The 15,225-nt window shown below is 37.2% G+C and carries 15 protein-coding genes and 3 pseudogenes; all 18 read right to left on the reverse strand.

The window, feature by feature from the left end:
- Window positions 1-521 (reverse strand): aminoglycoside phosphotransferase family protein (locus tag ADH92_RS04005; protein ID WP_049497275.1); only part of this gene is annotated, 521 nt, incomplete at its 3' end.
- A gap of 120 nt (window positions 522-641) precedes the next feature.
- The gene (gene aac(6'), locus ADH92_RS04010) at window positions 642-1,070 is read right to left on the reverse strand and encodes an aminoglycoside 6'-N-acetyltransferase (RefSeq protein WP_049497276.1); all 429 of its coding nucleotides are present in this window, start codon (window positions 1,068-1,070) and stop codon (window positions 642-644) included.
- A gap of 412 nt (window positions 1,071-1,482) precedes the next feature.
- Window positions 1,483-2,925: a hypothetical protein gene (locus ADH92_RS04015; protein WP_049497279.1), complete on the reverse strand. Its 1,443-nt coding sequence runs from the start codon at window positions 2,923-2,925 to the stop codon at window positions 1,483-1,485.
- A 366-nt stretch (window positions 2,926-3,291) separates the two neighbouring features.
- Window positions 3,292-4,575, reverse strand: a complete 1,284-nt coding sequence (locus ADH92_RS04020; protein ID WP_049497281.1) for a hypothetical protein — start codon at window positions 4,573-4,575, stop codon at window positions 3,292-3,294.
- A 75-nt stretch (window positions 4,576-4,650) separates the two neighbouring features.
- A complete protein-coding gene (locus tag ADH92_RS04025) occupies window positions 4,651-4,995 on the reverse strand; it encodes a hypothetical protein (protein ID WP_001127479.1) in 345 nt (114 codons plus the stop codon).
- Between the two features lie 327 nt (window positions 4,996-5,322).
- A complete protein-coding gene (locus ADH92_RS04030) occupies window positions 5,323-5,568 on the reverse strand; it encodes a hypothetical protein (RefSeq protein WP_049497283.1) in 246 nt (81 codons plus the stop codon).
- A 30-nt stretch (window positions 5,569-5,598) separates the two neighbouring features.
- Window positions 5,599-5,859 (reverse strand): hypothetical protein, encoded by a 261-nt coding sequence (locus ADH92_RS11375; protein WP_227197535.1) that lies wholly within the window; start codon window positions 5,857-5,859, stop codon window positions 5,599-5,601.
- 30 nt (window positions 5,860-5,889) lie between these two features.
- A pseudogene (locus ADH92_RS11380) lies at window positions 5,890-6,354 on the reverse strand (hypothetical protein); the annotation flags it as partial.
- Window positions 6,344-7,342 carry a hypothetical protein gene (locus tag ADH92_RS04040; protein ID WP_049497286.1) on the reverse strand — a complete coding sequence of 333 codons (999 nt, stop codon included), beginning with the start codon at window positions 7,340-7,342 and terminating at the stop codon, window positions 6,344-6,346. The pseudogene ADH92_RS11380 and the gene ADH92_RS04040, both read right to left, overlap by 11 nt.
- A 117-nt stretch (window positions 7,343-7,459) precedes the next feature.
- Window positions 7,460-8,087 (reverse strand): annotated as a pseudogene (locus ADH92_RS11385) (CHAP domain-containing protein); the annotation flags it as partial.
- A gap of 58 nt (window positions 8,088-8,145) precedes the next feature.
- Window positions 8,146-8,241 (reverse strand): annotated as a pseudogene (locus ADH92_RS10545) (replication initiator protein A); the annotation flags it as partial.
- The gene (locus ADH92_RS11270) at window positions 8,238-8,399 is read right to left on the reverse strand and encodes a hypothetical protein (protein ID WP_192832649.1); all 162 of its coding nucleotides are present in this window, start codon (window positions 8,397-8,399) and stop codon (window positions 8,238-8,240) included. The gene ADH92_RS11270 and the pseudogene ADH92_RS10545, both read right to left, overlap by 4 nt.
- A 503-nt stretch (window positions 8,400-8,902) precedes the next feature.
- Window positions 8,903-9,520 (reverse strand): RpiB/LacA/LacB family sugar-phosphate isomerase, encoded by a 618-nt coding sequence (locus ADH92_RS04050; protein WP_049497289.1) that lies wholly within the window; start codon window positions 9,518-9,520, stop codon window positions 8,903-8,905.
- A 365-nt stretch (window positions 9,521-9,885) separates the two neighbouring features.
- Entirely contained in the window at window positions 9,886-11,244 is a 1,359-nt protein-coding gene (rlmD, locus tag ADH92_RS04055; protein WP_049497291.1) for a 23S rRNA (uracil(1939)-C(5))-methyltransferase RlmD, read from the reverse strand.
- Between the two features lie 62 nt (window positions 11,245-11,306).
- The gene (locus ADH92_RS04060) at window positions 11,307-12,620 is read right to left on the reverse strand and encodes an LCP family protein (RefSeq protein WP_049490723.1); all 1,314 of its coding nucleotides are present in this window, start codon (window positions 12,618-12,620) and stop codon (window positions 11,307-11,309) included.
- Window positions 12,617-13,471, reverse strand: coding sequence for a prephenate dehydratase (gene pheA, locus ADH92_RS04065; RefSeq protein WP_049497293.1), 855 nt, complete (start codon window positions 13,469-13,471; stop codon window positions 12,617-12,619). The genes ADH92_RS04060 and pheA overlap by 4 nt, the downstream gene beginning before the upstream one ends.
- Window positions 13,462-13,947: a shikimate kinase gene (locus ADH92_RS04070; RefSeq protein ID WP_049497295.1), complete on the reverse strand. Its 486-nt coding sequence runs from the start codon at window positions 13,945-13,947 to the stop codon at window positions 13,462-13,464. Before ADH92_RS04070 ends, pheA begins: the two co-directional genes overlap by 10 nt.
- Entirely contained in the window at window positions 13,940-15,223 is a 1,284-nt protein-coding gene (gene aroA / locus ADH92_RS04075) for a 3-phosphoshikimate 1-carboxyvinyltransferase (protein ID WP_049497297.1), read from the reverse strand. Before aroA ends, ADH92_RS04070 begins: the two co-directional genes overlap by 8 nt.
- Window positions 15,224-15,225 lie beyond the last annotated feature (2 nt).

Consider the following 15,225-nt stretch of genomic DNA (forward strand, 5'->3'; position numbering starts at 1 on the left):
TGATAATCTCCATGTTGGAAAACCTGAGGTCTATCTTTTAACAATTCTCGATTTGCATTTAAATAATCAATAAAAATCTGACCATTTTCGTATTGAACGGGACATTCTTTGTATTTTTTGATTTTGTCATCAATTTTTCGATTATAAAAGACCTCCCAATCTTCACGAACTTCTGTGACAGGGAGTGAATGAATTTTTTGAAGGATTCTTCCTGCTTCTACTCCGTAAATGTATTGTTGTTCTTTTGAAACAGTTAAAATGGTTTCTCTTGCATCTTTCCCGTCTATCCATTCGTGAAAAGAATGTACTTTGTCATCGCAGAGTTCAATGCTAATTGGTTTACACATCGGAACTCCAAGAGAAGCTACTTTCTCCATCATATCAAATTCAAATTTTTTAGAATCTAACTTCTCCTTATCAGAAACACGCAAGAAATATTTTTGCTGTTTTTGATCTGTCACACAATATTTTTTATCATCTGACCACCCTTTATTTATGGCTATCTTACCACTAAAATCCATCAATAACTCCTCGATTAACTTTACAACATTACTATATTCTTAACTAATGAAAAGTAATTCGTAGTCCGTCCATTCTTTTACACTTCCTAAAGATATATAAATTTTGACCACGTTCTGAAATTATAATTTCTTCTTAAAGTGAATAATTCTATTTGCCTCCTGGAATCCAATATTGAGATGAAATCTTATAGAATCCGTATTCGTTAAAGTACAATCACTTGCAAATTCCTTACATCCTTTATTTTTCGCCCATTCCTCACATTTTGTACAGAGATTTTTAGCAATATCCTTTAAACGATATTCCTCGTCGACAATAATCCCTTCTAAGAATCCAACAGGACTATATTTACAACCTTCAACATAATCAAATCTGAGTGAACATAGTGCTAACCCTACAATTGTGTCACCTTCAACTTCAGTAAAGATTGCAGTATTTTTGCCATTCGTATATTTTTTTACTTCATCAATAGCTTCTTTATCTGTCAATTGGGGCCATAATTGTTTCATTAGTTCAGCCGTTTTTATAGAATCTTTTGTTATTCCATCCATATTGATGTTCCTCCGCAAATTACAAGCAAATGTTTCGAATCAAGCTGTTACTTTGTTACTCATTGATTGATACTAATACCATCTCCTTCTACTTTTCGACTGACTCAGTTCGGAAGAGCAGAGCCACGAACTCGGCAGTTCGCTGTTACCGTATCATTTCGTCGGTTTCCCTCCTCATTCTACGAGTACTATCCCATAGGCGGAGCATCTACTTCTACTTCGCTGATGACTCAGCTCGTACAAGCAGTGATACCGCCTCAACATGTCGTGATAGCAAGCATGTATATTATAGAACGATACCCAAATGATATGAGTTTTAACGATACTATGATACAAAACAAACAAATAAAACTATTCTATTTCACAAGACTTAGTATCATAGGTATCTCCAAATTATTAAAAATCTACACGATTAATAAAGTATTTTACCATTTAAATATTCAATGAATGCAGCAAAGACTATTATAAGATTCGAGTAGAGATGTCGAAAATCTCTTTCTTCTTCGCTTAACTCCGAGCCGTGTGCAAGTTTGTTTCGTGTTTCAGAATATTTTGTCAAGGTATTGAGTATTACGTTTTCTATACTACTTTGATTTCCGAAAACTTGACCAAAATCAATGATAGTCAAATCTGTTGGATTAGAATTAATATGAGATAGCTGTGATATCAATTTAATAATATCTTTTAATTTATCTTTTGTTAAATTACGTTGGTCATTTGAAAAATTCCTATATAAATTGACATACCATAAGATATTATCTAACCCCTTACGTTCATATTTTAGTTGATTAGTTTCCTTTTGAAATTCTTCATTTGGAGAATCTGAAAAAAAGTATTGGAGTTCTTTAAACGTGAGTCCATCCATACCATACTGTTCGTAATATAATTCACGTACTGTTTTTCTAAGAAACTTTGTTTTTATTGTATAGATGATGTTTTCAATAAAAGACTCAATTGCAATAAACCCCAGAAGAAAAGCTAATTTGTAGTTACTATTTTGGTAATTTCTGAAAGAATCAGCTATATATGTTTCCCAAATTTCAGTATCTACATAGTGTGTTATTTTAACGCTAAAGAAAAAATCCGACGTCGCAGGATATTGGCCTTGATATTCATTGAAATCAAATGTGACTATGTAGTCAGTTTCGTTATTTTTAATAACCTCTAGGTTGGTAACATTATTATCATTATCAGTGATTCTGGATTCAAGAAATGAATCATAAGTTAACAATTTTGCAGAATTTTCATCAGTATAAAGTATATTTTGATAATTAATAAGATCTGAATCAGGCTTATAAACAATTTCTTCTAAAACTTCTGAAGAAAACTTGCGATCATCTAAATTAATTTCATTTAACTTGTTAATCTGTATATTATCAATAAAACGAAGATTTTCACGATATTGATCAGTGTAGTAATTATTAGAAGGCCCATAAAAATATTTACATGCTACTTTAGCATCTAGCAGTCTACAAATTAGAACGTTTGTAAGAGTACAGTTTTCATCAGATAAATTCAGAGAGAAAATTTGATGAGTAATTTTGTTTAATATCGCATCTCTAACTTCAGATGAATCTGATAGCTTTGAAGTTTTAATTTCAAAGATAGGGATTATTAATTGATCACGTAAATTTTTATAATCTGAACCAGAAGGAAGTTTGCCATGTGATAAAAATGTAAAGAAGTTTTGTACTAAACTATTATCGATTTCAGAAAATTTTTCATTATAAAGATCTTTAATAATCGAAAAATATAATGCCGGATTTTCTTTAATTATCCAAATCTTTTTGTTCTGCTTTAAATTATTGATTTCATCCAGTAATCCTATCAAAATTGATGATGACTTTTGATTCATATTTAACCTCGAGTAATTTTGTTTTTTTTAATAACAGGTATAATAACCAATAGTATATACTTTTTCACTATTCTCTACAAAAATTCAAAAATGGTACAAAAACAATTGTTAACAATAACGATTTCTACATCTTTTATTTCTACACCTCAACTTCTGTTCGTTTAAAAAATTACTGTAAGTTCCTCACCTTGTAAATTACTGAATATACACGTTCAAAGTACAAACTCGAATGCCATTGTAATTTTTCTATTTTTTACAGTTTACGTCAAATTTAATCTAATTACTAAAACATAGTCTTTGTAATAATTATAACTGTGTTATTTACTTCTAGAAATTAGTAAATTACTAAAACACCAAAACACAAAGTTAGCAGTAGTACCTTTTCTTACTTAGATATTGTTCTTTTTGTTCTCTAGAATTTTCATGATTTCTAATTCCTAGTAATTCGTCTGTTGAAGAAACTATTGGGTCAATCCAGTCAGCTTTGGATCTAATCCAATCAATTTCCTCTTTACTAAGTTTCCCTGCTATCTCCAATTTATCAGCCATCAGTCTTAAATCATTTGCTGTTTGAAAATCTTCCAACATATTAAGAAGTGACTTTGTCCGCTTCTTCTCTTCTTCGATTCTTTTTTGTAATTTTCTTTTTCGCTCCTGCTCCTCTTCGTATAGTCTTTCTCTCTCTTCACGTTCAAGTCGTAAGTTCTTAACTTTATAATACTCTTGGTAAATTAAAACAATTATTTCTGGTATTGATTGTTCAAGTGTAAATTCTTTAGTATCTTTAATGTATTTACCATCTATTATCTTAAATCGAAATTTTCCGTTTGGTATATAGTCATACTTCTTTATTCTTGGTTTAAAAGCATATCTATTAAACTTAACGCTATCATTGTACTCTGCTAGTTCTTTAGCTTCTTCTTTTGTTAATTCATGAGTTACTTTGTCTGTTGATTCTATAACTTCAAAACGAACAATATCCTTTTCAATTTGAATATCCCAATTTGAAGTTACTTTATCGCCGATTTTTTCAATTACAGTAACTAGTGTATCTAAAAAGCGATATAAACGTGGAAGAGAATTTAGTGAAATACTTTTTACAAATTTAGGTTCTTTTAAATCATTATATCTGTGCCTAGAATCAAAGTAAGGATAAGAAGCTGCTTTTTCCCTCTTACTCCACTCTGTAATTTTATCTCTTAGATTAGCTACAGATTTATGTAATCTCTTATTTGGATCCTGGTTTAGGTTTGAAACTACTTCAATAATACGCTCTATTTTATCGTCCTCTATAAATGATAATGAACCTCTTATACTAGTTGTATCAAGTTTAACAGTATCTTCGTTTTTATCCTCCGTACTATCTTCTTTATGTTTAGCAGCTTTAATTCTACTGTTCTTTAAACTTTTTCTATCAATATGAACCTCATTTATGTCATTTTGTGGTAATGGAACGATAAGTTCACTTAAGTCTTGTCCAGCATTCTTACGATACCAATAACTACCCTTTGGAATTGGGATTTCAAATTCTTTACATTTCTTGAGTAAGTCAGAATAACTTAAATCATATTTCAATGAAACTTGTTTCGCACTTATCTCCCAGATTTCTTCATAGAGTTCTTCTCTAGAAAAGGTCTTTATCATCTTCATTTGAAACACCTTTACCCTTATATTTTACATCACCATTTTTATATTTACCAAGCGAAAACGCAAATTCAAAAACTTCTAATTCTTCACTTCTGCATTTTCGCTTAATATAAAAAGTAAATCTTGTTTTAAACCGTTAAATTCCTCTATAATTTTATCTAAACTAGTTTCAATATTCTCAACACGGATCTCTGATAGTTTTCCGTGGTTGTATGAAATCATTCTTTCAGCGATAATATGATATGACCAACTCTCAGTGAAACGTCTGTCTCTTTCTTCGTTATGAATAGCAAAACCAATTGGAAGAAGATTATTTCTAAGACCTATCGCAACTGCTTGTGAACTTATGCCTAAATAATCACCAGCAATTTTTAATGTGATTTTATTTAATTTTCTAATATCTTCGTCGGTATATTTCGGCATGTTAGTACTCCTTTGTTATAATTCAAAATGCAATATCATCTATGTAAAAATATCTTAATACGATGCTATCTAGTCGCTTTCCCTAATAATAAAATTAATATGTAGCATACCATACTCTAAAAGCTAATTATCTAAAAGCTATTCAATGAAAATTGATTCTCAATCAAAAACAATCTCTTCAAATTCATAGTTACGATGTTTTCTATGAAAGCCTAAAAATATTTTTCGGTAAATTACCTTTTACTATAGTTCTTTTCTTTTTCTGTAAGGTGAAAAACACCATTTAAAAGTAAATCCATTAGTTGGCTCCAGACTAGACGTAAATAGTTATTTATTATCTAAATCAAAACCAATCTGCCAAAATCCCATATCAAGAATTTTCATTTGAGGATATAGCATGTCAGCAACAATAAATTTTTGGGGGACTGAATCTAATTGTTCTATGTTGTTCTCATAAAAAATTACTAGTTGTAAAATAGATTTAATGTTATAGGTTCCAATGACAACCTTTTGTGATTTTAATCCAAAAACAAAATATCTATCAAAAGCTGGTACACAACCGAGTGTGGCCATTTCGATATATCTATGTGATTACAATTAATTTTAACTATCTAGAAAATCTTTCAAAATTTCAAAAACTTCATCCCTATTCAATAAAATATCATCATTTTGAGGAATAGTTGATATCACAGACTCAAGTTCTATCACAAAACGGTGCATATCTGCTTTTACCGTGTCACTAGAGGTTATATTTGATAGCTTTTCACTCCCTACTAATAGAGCTGTTAATCGAGTAATGTCGTTCAGATGTTTTTTAATGGCTTTACTTAAACCTTGAGTACCAGTGGCGGAGCGTTCTCTCATATCCAACCAAGCTTTAGCCTTGAAAATAATTAAACCACGATTACTCAACACTGAGTATCCCTGAATGGATTCTTTTTCATGCACCAATATATTATAATAATCCTTATCCAATAATAAGGCCGACAAACTAGCATCTTCATCAAAATGTAAGGGTGTTTCTCTCCCCTCCTTCTTTAATGGGTATTCTGGTAAAATACTAAATAGTTCAATCATAGAAGGAAACTCAGGTTTATTTGTTGTAAATCGAAATAATTGCGCTTTTTCATCCTTCTGACTTCCTTGATATTCTCCCAATTCTAAAAAGTGATTCAAGGTATCATAAAATTCCTTATTTTTTAATTCATCTATGATGACCATATCATAATCTTTTGTTGTCCGACTTTTAAACCCTTGCGAGTCCAATACAATAGAGGTTGCAGTCCCTCCAATCAAAACATAATAGTCTTGAAAATTCGCAAACATTTCTTGAAAAATAGCTTTCGTATTAGCTGGCATCATCTTCTCCTAGATACTGTAATATATTATTTTTTAGTACTTCAATCTCTTCCTCCACACGTGGATCATCATCATCTTTTAAGGTCAAATAAAGAGAAATAGGATCTACAAACTGTCTATCTTGATTTTCTTTAAAATCGTTCCAAAATTCAGATACAAAAGGACTATATCGCCATATCTCTAATACCTTGCCTTCTAAAACATGCTGAGATAATGGCAAGGATAATTTATTGAATTGTCTATGTGATATGACATAGCTACTATTTTCATCCGATTCAGCTAAAAAAGTCAAATAGGATAAAGCATAAGTACCACCGTATAGAAGACTAGAAGCAGATTTTATATTCTCTAGATCTACATTGGGCAATAAGAGCCGTTTTTTGATGGGATTAAATAAATAGGACTCTGATTTTAAGAATAATTCTTTCTTTGATGCAGTATAGGTGTAAAGTTTATTTGGCTTATTTAACCAATCTAAAGCTTTAAAAGTCCTCAAACATCTATAAATCGTTGAGTTTGGAAGTCCAGTTACCTGTGAAAGCATATCAACATCTACTACTTTTTGACCTTTTGTCAATAAAAAGGCAATCCAAGTTAATTGTTCGCTAGGTGTTAATTCTTTAGATGTTGCAACATCATCATTAGCATTCAATACTAATCCCAATGGAGGAAAAAAGAGATTTCCCTTGAAATCTACAAAAGGAACTCTAGCTTGAAGGAGTTGTTTTTTTTCAATGTCAGATAGCTTTGAAAATACCAAAATAACGTCCATGCTAGCTTTTTCACCCATAATACGAGCTTGAGTAACAAATGAGTCTAAACTTCCTCTTCTCTTTTCTTTAATCAATAAAAATGACTCCTTATGAAACTTCATTTGGACATATTGAAATCTTTTTTCAAAACTAATTGGTAAAGTTAAAGCTATTTTTTCAACACTTACATTAATATAAAACGATTGAAAAATAGAAATTATCTTTTGAACATTCATTGTTTTTCCTTTTTATCATTTTTTACGTATTTTATCAATTTAAATGATAAAATGCAAGTTTTTTGATAATAAAAAGTGACTTACAAAAACTATAAGTCACCAAAATATTAGAAAATTTCAAGTAAAGACTCTCTGTTTCGTCGTATAAGCAAAACCCATGGCACTATCTGCCTGAGAAAACCGTCTTCCATCAACATTAGTTTCCGATACCAGAAATCAATCATCTGGATAGACCTCCTTAACAAAAGACACATGACCATAAGTAACAAAGGTTCTATGATTGTCACCGACAAATGAGATAATAACTTCAGCTCTTGGAATAGAGCCTGTTTCACCACCCAGAATTGCTGTGATTGCCACCATGTCTTGAGCATTTCCCATGGTGTTGATATTAGGAATCTTTTCCCCATTTCTGCCCTTGAATTTTAATCCTAACTGCTTGATCCGAGCTGCTACTTCCCAAGTACACTAGCCATAGGCATAACCATACCATCGCCACCTCCTGGAATCGAGTTATCATAACGTTCCCCTCGTACACTTTCAAAAGCCTTAGAATCACTTTGAGCCGTACCTCTGTTTGGCTGACAAAAAACCTTTTCAATCTGGTAATACTACTCTGTCTCTCTGGTCTTGCATTCTAGTAACTTGTCTCCTGAATTACCCTACCAGAAGGTTAGAAAGAACTGGGCGAGACACCCGTATTTCCAAAGAAATCATTAAGCCAATTGATATAATAGGGATTGTCCTCCCAACTAAGACTAGGAGACAGCTCTTAGTGGTCTTTAAGAACCGCATAAGCAACCTTTCATATCCATATATTTCTCATCCTCAAAAAGAATTTTAGGTAATTTATAATACCATTCTGAAGATTGGCATTGCTTTGTGGTAATTCGTTTCATAACACTCCTCCATGTTCTTTTAATATTAAACCTCCATTTGATTCCAAGCGAACCATGACACTTTTGTCCAATTCAGCCATAAGCGATATGGCCTCAACAATATCCAGGACAATTTGTCGGACTAGATAAGAAATCACGATATAATGTGATGACTGCATTTCGTTCTACAAAATTTCTCCTTAGACGCAAAAAAACGAGAACCATGTAGAATAGTTCTCGCTTAAGATATAAATATTTATTGTTGTATTCATTTATCCGATATGTGAACGATATCCACATATACATTTACTTCTATGTACCATTTTAGGACTTTTTTGATGTCAAAATTGCCTTTATCTACAAAGACAAAACGCTTGAAATAAAAGATTTTCATCCTTTTACTCTTCGCAACAACGATACTGCCTCAGTATGATGCGTTTATGGGACTCAAATGGTTTGGGGAGTTAAAAGCTCCAGTGGAGCTTTGAAACCTCTCGCCTTGAAATGAAAAAGCGAGATGTTTAACTAAGTTTCTATAACAAACTCACATATTCTAATTGAAACGAGTGCTCACTAAGTATGTCAGGTAGTCTTGTCTGTATCTGAAAACATATTCACATACCTTTTAATGATTAAATAAGGCTATCGTTAAAAGGTATTACCTAGACAAACTAGAATTTGTTCATTTCATTAAATCAGCTATTTCTTTCTTCCCATACGCCTTTACATTCTGAATTACATTCTGTTTCCTCTTTATTGATTCAAACAATGATATATCTAGTACATTTACGAATTCTTCAAACTGAATCTGCCCGATTCTTCTTATTTCTTTAAGTTTCTCAGCATCTCTTACCTTTCTCTCTGCCTCACTTTTTGGGTATCCTTGCCCAAATGGCTCCGAGAAAAGAGCTTCTATTGTTCTTTCGAGATTTTCAGTACCTGACCATGTATAATCTTCACCTAATGGTAATGATATCGCATTTCCATTATTAATCTGGGCAAATAAATAGGCATCATTCGGTGTAGGTGCATATCCGCAAATGACATCAGGCATACTATTACAAGCAAGCATCATTCCTTGTCCGGAAGAACAGCCCGTAACAACAAAATCAACTGTCCTACTTGCCAACAAGATACCTACAAGAATAGAAATCTCTATATACGAATATTTTTCATTTTCTTCTATCGTACAGCCAAAATTTATAACCTCAGATTTCTTTGGAGCGTACTTTACTACAGCATCATAGATTATTTGATTTTTGGGTGCTTGTGAACTTGCTTGAATAACTCCGATTCTCATACTCCCCCCTACAACTTCTAATTTAATTATTTCTTTTTCTTTGGTTTTGGTGCCAGTAATTCATCATACATTGAATTGAACAAGCCTTTGTTTTCTACAGTTTATTTACTTAGCGAGTGCAACTTTTGACATCAATCCAACGAACTCACACACTCGGCGGTTCGCTGTTACCGTATTGTCTCGTCGTAAACTCCTTACTCTACGACAGCTATACCCCAGGGCACCTTCTCGACCTTCGGTCTCACCTTGTCACATGGGCAGATCATCTGTTTCTACTTCGCTGATGCCTCAGCTCGTACAAGTAGTGACACCGCCTCAACATGGTGCGTTTGTGGCCTCAAAAGGTTCAGTGAACCTTTTGAGGATTAGCTACGTTTCACTAACAAGCTTACACATTCGACGTGATGCGTCTGCGGAAAAAGATCCACCGGCTGGACTTTCTTCAATTCATAACCTAACTCTTGGTAAAGTTTGATATCACGCGCCATGGTGGCGACGTTACAGGAGATATAGGCGATGCGGCCAGCCCCTGTTTGGGCACTTGCTTTGATGAAGCTTTCGGTCAAGCCCTTGCGTGGTGGGTCGACTAGGATAGCAGTTGGTTGGATGCCTTCCTTGAGCCAATTCTTCATGGCATTTTCTGCTGTATCACAGACATAGTGGGCATTGGTGATGCCATTTAGACTAGCATTCTTCTGGCTATTTTTTACTGCTTCTGGGATAACTTCCACTCCGTAGACTTCCTTGACATGCTTGGCAACGGATAAGCCAATGGTCCCAATTCCGGAGTAGGCATCAATCACGACATCATCTTCTCTTAACTCCGCAAAGTCAATAGCTGTCTGATAGAGCTTCTCTGCCATTTCTGTATTGACCTGGTAAAAGGCTGGGCCAGAGATTTGGAAGCTATTGCCCAACATTTGGTCAGTAATGTAATCCTGACCATAAAGAGTGCGCCATTCTTTTCCAAAAATCGCATTGGTATTCTGGTCATTGATATTTTGCATAACGGATTTGATGGCTGGGAATTGCTTGATTAACTGCTCGATCAACTGGTCCACACGGAACACCTTGGGACGAGTTGTCACCAAAATGACCATAATTTCTCCAGAATGGTGGCCACGACGAACGACGAGATTGCGAATCAAGCCAGATTGTTCCTTTTCATCATAAGGCTTGAGGTCAAACCGACGAATCAAATCCCGAAGTGCCAAGACCACTTGGTCAATGACTGGATCTTGGATATAGAAATCTTCAATCGGCATCAAATCATGAGAGTTCTTGCGAAAGAAGCCTGTCTCTACCTGACCGTTGACACGACGGACAGGCACCTGGGCCTTGTTGCGATACTGGACGGGATGGTCCATCCCCAAGGTCAGGGGCACTTCGATATCAGAGATTCCTGCCATCTTGTAGAGGCTATCCTTGACCTGTTTGGCCTTGAATTTCAGCTGCTCCGGATAAGCCAGGTGGCCTAAGTCAGCAATGCCGCTTCGCAAGTAAGCCAGGTCCAGTTCTTCATTGCGATGAGGAGATTTTTCCAAGTACTCCTCTACTTTTCCGTAGCCGATTTTCTTATTGACCTTGAGCACGCGCATGCGGATGACTTCTCCTGGCAGGGCATTCTCCACAAAAAAGACCAGGCCATCGACCTTAGCCACTCCTGCTCCTTCGTGTGTCAAATCGACAATCTCAACGGTTACAATTTCATTTTTCTTTAACATCGTTTTCTATCTTTCTACAAATTAAAAGGGGTGGAGTCCAAAACTCCTATCCCCTTATTATATCATCTCAGTCCCATTTGGTACAATTTCTTTTTATAAGCATCGAAATCGACCAGCAAGCCTTGGCCACCGTACATATCGTAGGCATCGACCCAATCCCCATTTTCTGGGATGGTCACTCGTTCAATTCCTTTTCCAGCACTTCCGACTAGTCCAAGTCCATTGGTCAATAGGAAGGAGAAGGGAACATTGGTAGACGTCATGGCAAAGACTTTCCCAAGGGCTTCTGATCCCGTAAAGAGTTTAGTTGGATCCTTGATCTGATGCATGATAGCGGACATGACCTCTTGCTGGCGACGGGTCCGACCAAAGTCTCCTTCATCATCCTTGCGGAAACGCGAATAATTGAGAAGGGTCCGGCCATCCATCCGTTGTTTTCCAACCTTGATGGTTTGCTGCGGAACGACACCGTCTTTCATGTTCAAATCATCTGGTACTTCTACTTCACTGACCTTTTCGCCATCAACCGTTGAAAACTGCGCATTCATCTCGACCCCATTTGGGAAGAGGGTATCGATCGCTGTCGCAAAGGTCTTGAAATCGACCATGGCGTAATATTGGATGTCAATGTCAAAGTTGTCTTTGAGCATCTGACGCACCAATTCAGCCCCTTGGTTATTATTTTGCTCCCCGATGGTGAAGGCAGTGTTGAGCTTCTGGTCGTAGTAGCCGTCGTACTCTGGAATATTTTGCTGGCTGACTCCATCGATATGGACCAGTGTATCCCGCATGAAGCTGACCATCTTAATCTTGCCTTCTTTGTTATTGACATTGACCACCATGATGGAGTCTGTCCGGGTCTCATCCGATTTCTCACCGATCCGCCCATCTGTCCCCAAGATCAGGATATTGACCCCATCTCGCGACTTCTTGCCGTTAAATTTCTCGACGACAGCTGGTTTAGCATCTGGACCTGTCGGCTTGCTGTTCAGGCCTTTCACAAACATGAAGACCATGCCACCAATAATGAGCAAGAAAAAGAGAGCAAGCCACTTGAGAATCCGTTTGACGCGGATCTTTTTCCGTGGTTTCTTAGGTATATCGCTCGTCGCAGCAACTGCTTTCTTCTTAGACTTTTTGCTACGTGATTGGTAAACAGGGAGATCCCCAATTGGTTCAGCAATCTCACCTTGCACTTCTTCTGTAGCGTCTACCTCAGGTTGAAGGGCTTCTGCTTCCTCATAAGCTCCTTGGCTCTTCTTGAGCAGGTAATTGTATTCTAGTTGTTCTCGTTCATTCAAATAATGAAAATTTGAGTATAAGTACTCTAATCGCTTTCGCTCGTGGTGAGATAGAAAGTTGGATTCGTTACTCATCTTTTCTCCATTCCGTTATCTTTTAAGGTATAGACCTGATACTGACCCAAGACTTTTGTCTGAATGCCCAAACTGTCTAATTCTTGATAGGCAAATTGTAAAAGATCAGGCGCTTCATTTAGGAGGTCAATAATGAAAAAGTATTCTCCTAAAGCTGTTTTTAGGGGTCGACTTTCAATCTTGGTTAAATTGATCCCCCGCCAAGCAAAGGTAGACAAACCTTTATAGAGGGCTCCTGCCAGGTTACTTGGCAAGGTCAAGGCCAAGCTAACTTTTTGAAGGGCCGGTCTTAAAGTTTCTGAAATTGCGGGCTCTTTGGTCCCTAAAATCCAAAAACGTGTATAATTGTCCTCGATTTCTTGGATGTCTTTGGCCTGGACTTCCAAGCCGTACTCACTGGCCGCTGCCAGAGGGGCAATCGCTGCAATTTCCATGTCTGGATGCTCTGCTACATAGCGGGCTGCATAGGCTGTTGAAGCCGTCATTTCCATGGCCACATCCGGATAATGGGCTCTTAGAAAAGCCTTCCCTTGGGCCAAGGCCTGTGGATGCGAATAGACCGTTCGAATAGGCCGATCTTTTTTAACTACCAAGAGCTGTTGTTTAATGGGATAGACCACTTCTGCAACGGCCTGGATGGTTCCTTGGTGAAAGAGGTAATCAAGGGTCTCATGAACACTGCCTTCAATCGAGTTTTCAACTGGGACGACTGCAAAATCGATCTCTTGATTCTCATAAGCCTTAATGACATCTGTGATCGTCCGATAGGCGATGCGTTCAGAAGTCGGAAAGCTATGAGTGGCCACATCATGGGTAAAAGATCCCTTGGGACCAAGAAAGCCTACAAGCATCGAATGATCTCCGCAATTTCTTCAGGTGTTTTGTCCTCAACATCCACAATATGGGTTGCAATATCCTCATACAAAGGCAAACGACCATCAAAAATCTTCTTGAATTCTTCTTTTGTGTGGTTTAAAAAGAGGGGGCGTTGCATGGCTTTGTCATTTTGAATGCGGCTGTACAAGGTTTCAAAATCTACCCGCAAATAAATGTTGTGAGGATTTTTTTCCAAGAGCGCACGGTTATGAGGATTGACCACAATCCCGCCTCCAGGGGAGATGATGGCCGCTTCGTTTTTCAACAAACGCTCTAGCATTTCAGCCTCGCGATGACGAAAGGCAGCTTCTCCTTCCACTGCGAAATAGTCATTGATCGACATACCGATCTCTTCAACAATTAATTCATCCATATCATGGAACTTTGGATCAAGAATGCGACCAACGGTCGTTTTACCTGTTCCCATAAAACCAAGTAAAATTTTAGCCATGCAGTAAGGTCTCCAAATCTTCAAAATAACTAGGGTAACTGGTGTTGATGGCCTCTGCACGATCCAACACCACATTTCCATCACTCACCAATAAGGCAGCAATGGCAACCATCATCCCAATCCGATGATCTCCAAAGGTCTCCAATTCTGCTCCATGTAGAGGAGTCGGTCCAGTGATGATCATGCCGTCTTCCGTTGGCACGACAGTGGCTCCCATAGCATTGAGGCTATCTGCTACGACCTGGATACGGTCCGTTTCTTTCACACGAAGCTCTTCAGCATCCGCAATCACGGTCTGACCATTTGCTTGTGTCGCTAGTAAAGCAATAATCGGCAATTCATCAATCAAGCGTGGAATCAACTCCCCATCAATTCGAATCCCTTTTAAGGACGAAGTCTTGACAGTGAGACTCGCAGAGACCGCTTTTTCATCGCGATCCTCCATGGTGAGATCTCCCCCCATTTCTTGAATCACATCGAGAATCCCTGTCCGCGTTTGGTTGATGCCAACATTTTCAATCTTGATCACACTATCTGGCAGCATGAGGCCTGCCACTAACCAAAAGGCTGCACTGGAAATATCTCCAGGAACGATGACTTCTTGACCTTGAAACTCTTGTCCACCTTGGATGCGGATGGTTTTTCCATTCACCTGGATCTCTCCACCAAATTGGCGAATCATATCCTCCGTATGGTCACGCGTCTTTTCCTTTTCGATAATCGTCGATTCACCTTCAGCTTGTAGAGCGGCAAAAATGAGAGCAGACTTGACTTGAGCCGATGCCACTGGCAAACGGTAATGAATGGCTTTAAGCTGGTGCGTCCCTTTTTCATGCAAAGGCGGGCAATCGCGATCTCCCTGACCAGAAATCTCTACCCCCATCTGACGCAGTGGGATCGCCACACGATCCATGGGCCGTTTGGAAAGACTGTCGTCTCCGACCATGGTCACTGCAAAATCCTGACCTGCTAAGACACCTGAAATCAAACGAATAGACGTTCCTGAATTGCCCATATCAAGGGGATCGGTCGGAGCTTGAAGACCCTGAAAGCCTACCCCTTGAATCCGAATCACATCCCCATCATCCTGGATAGAGACTCCTAAATCTCGAAACACCTGGATGGTAGAAAGCACATCTTCGCCTCGCAAGATATTATAGACCTTGGTTTCGCCCTTTGCAAGACTTCCAAAAATAATCGATCGGTGACTGATGGATTTGTCACCAGGGACACGAATGGTTCCCTTTAGACCCTTGCTATTGGTTCTTAATTTCATTG

It is taken from the genome of Streptococcus parasanguinis (genome assembly GCF_001073155.1).
In the GTDB taxonomy this organism is placed as follows: Bacteria; Bacillota; Bacilli; order Lactobacillales; family Streptococcaceae; genus Streptococcus; species Streptococcus parasanguinis_D.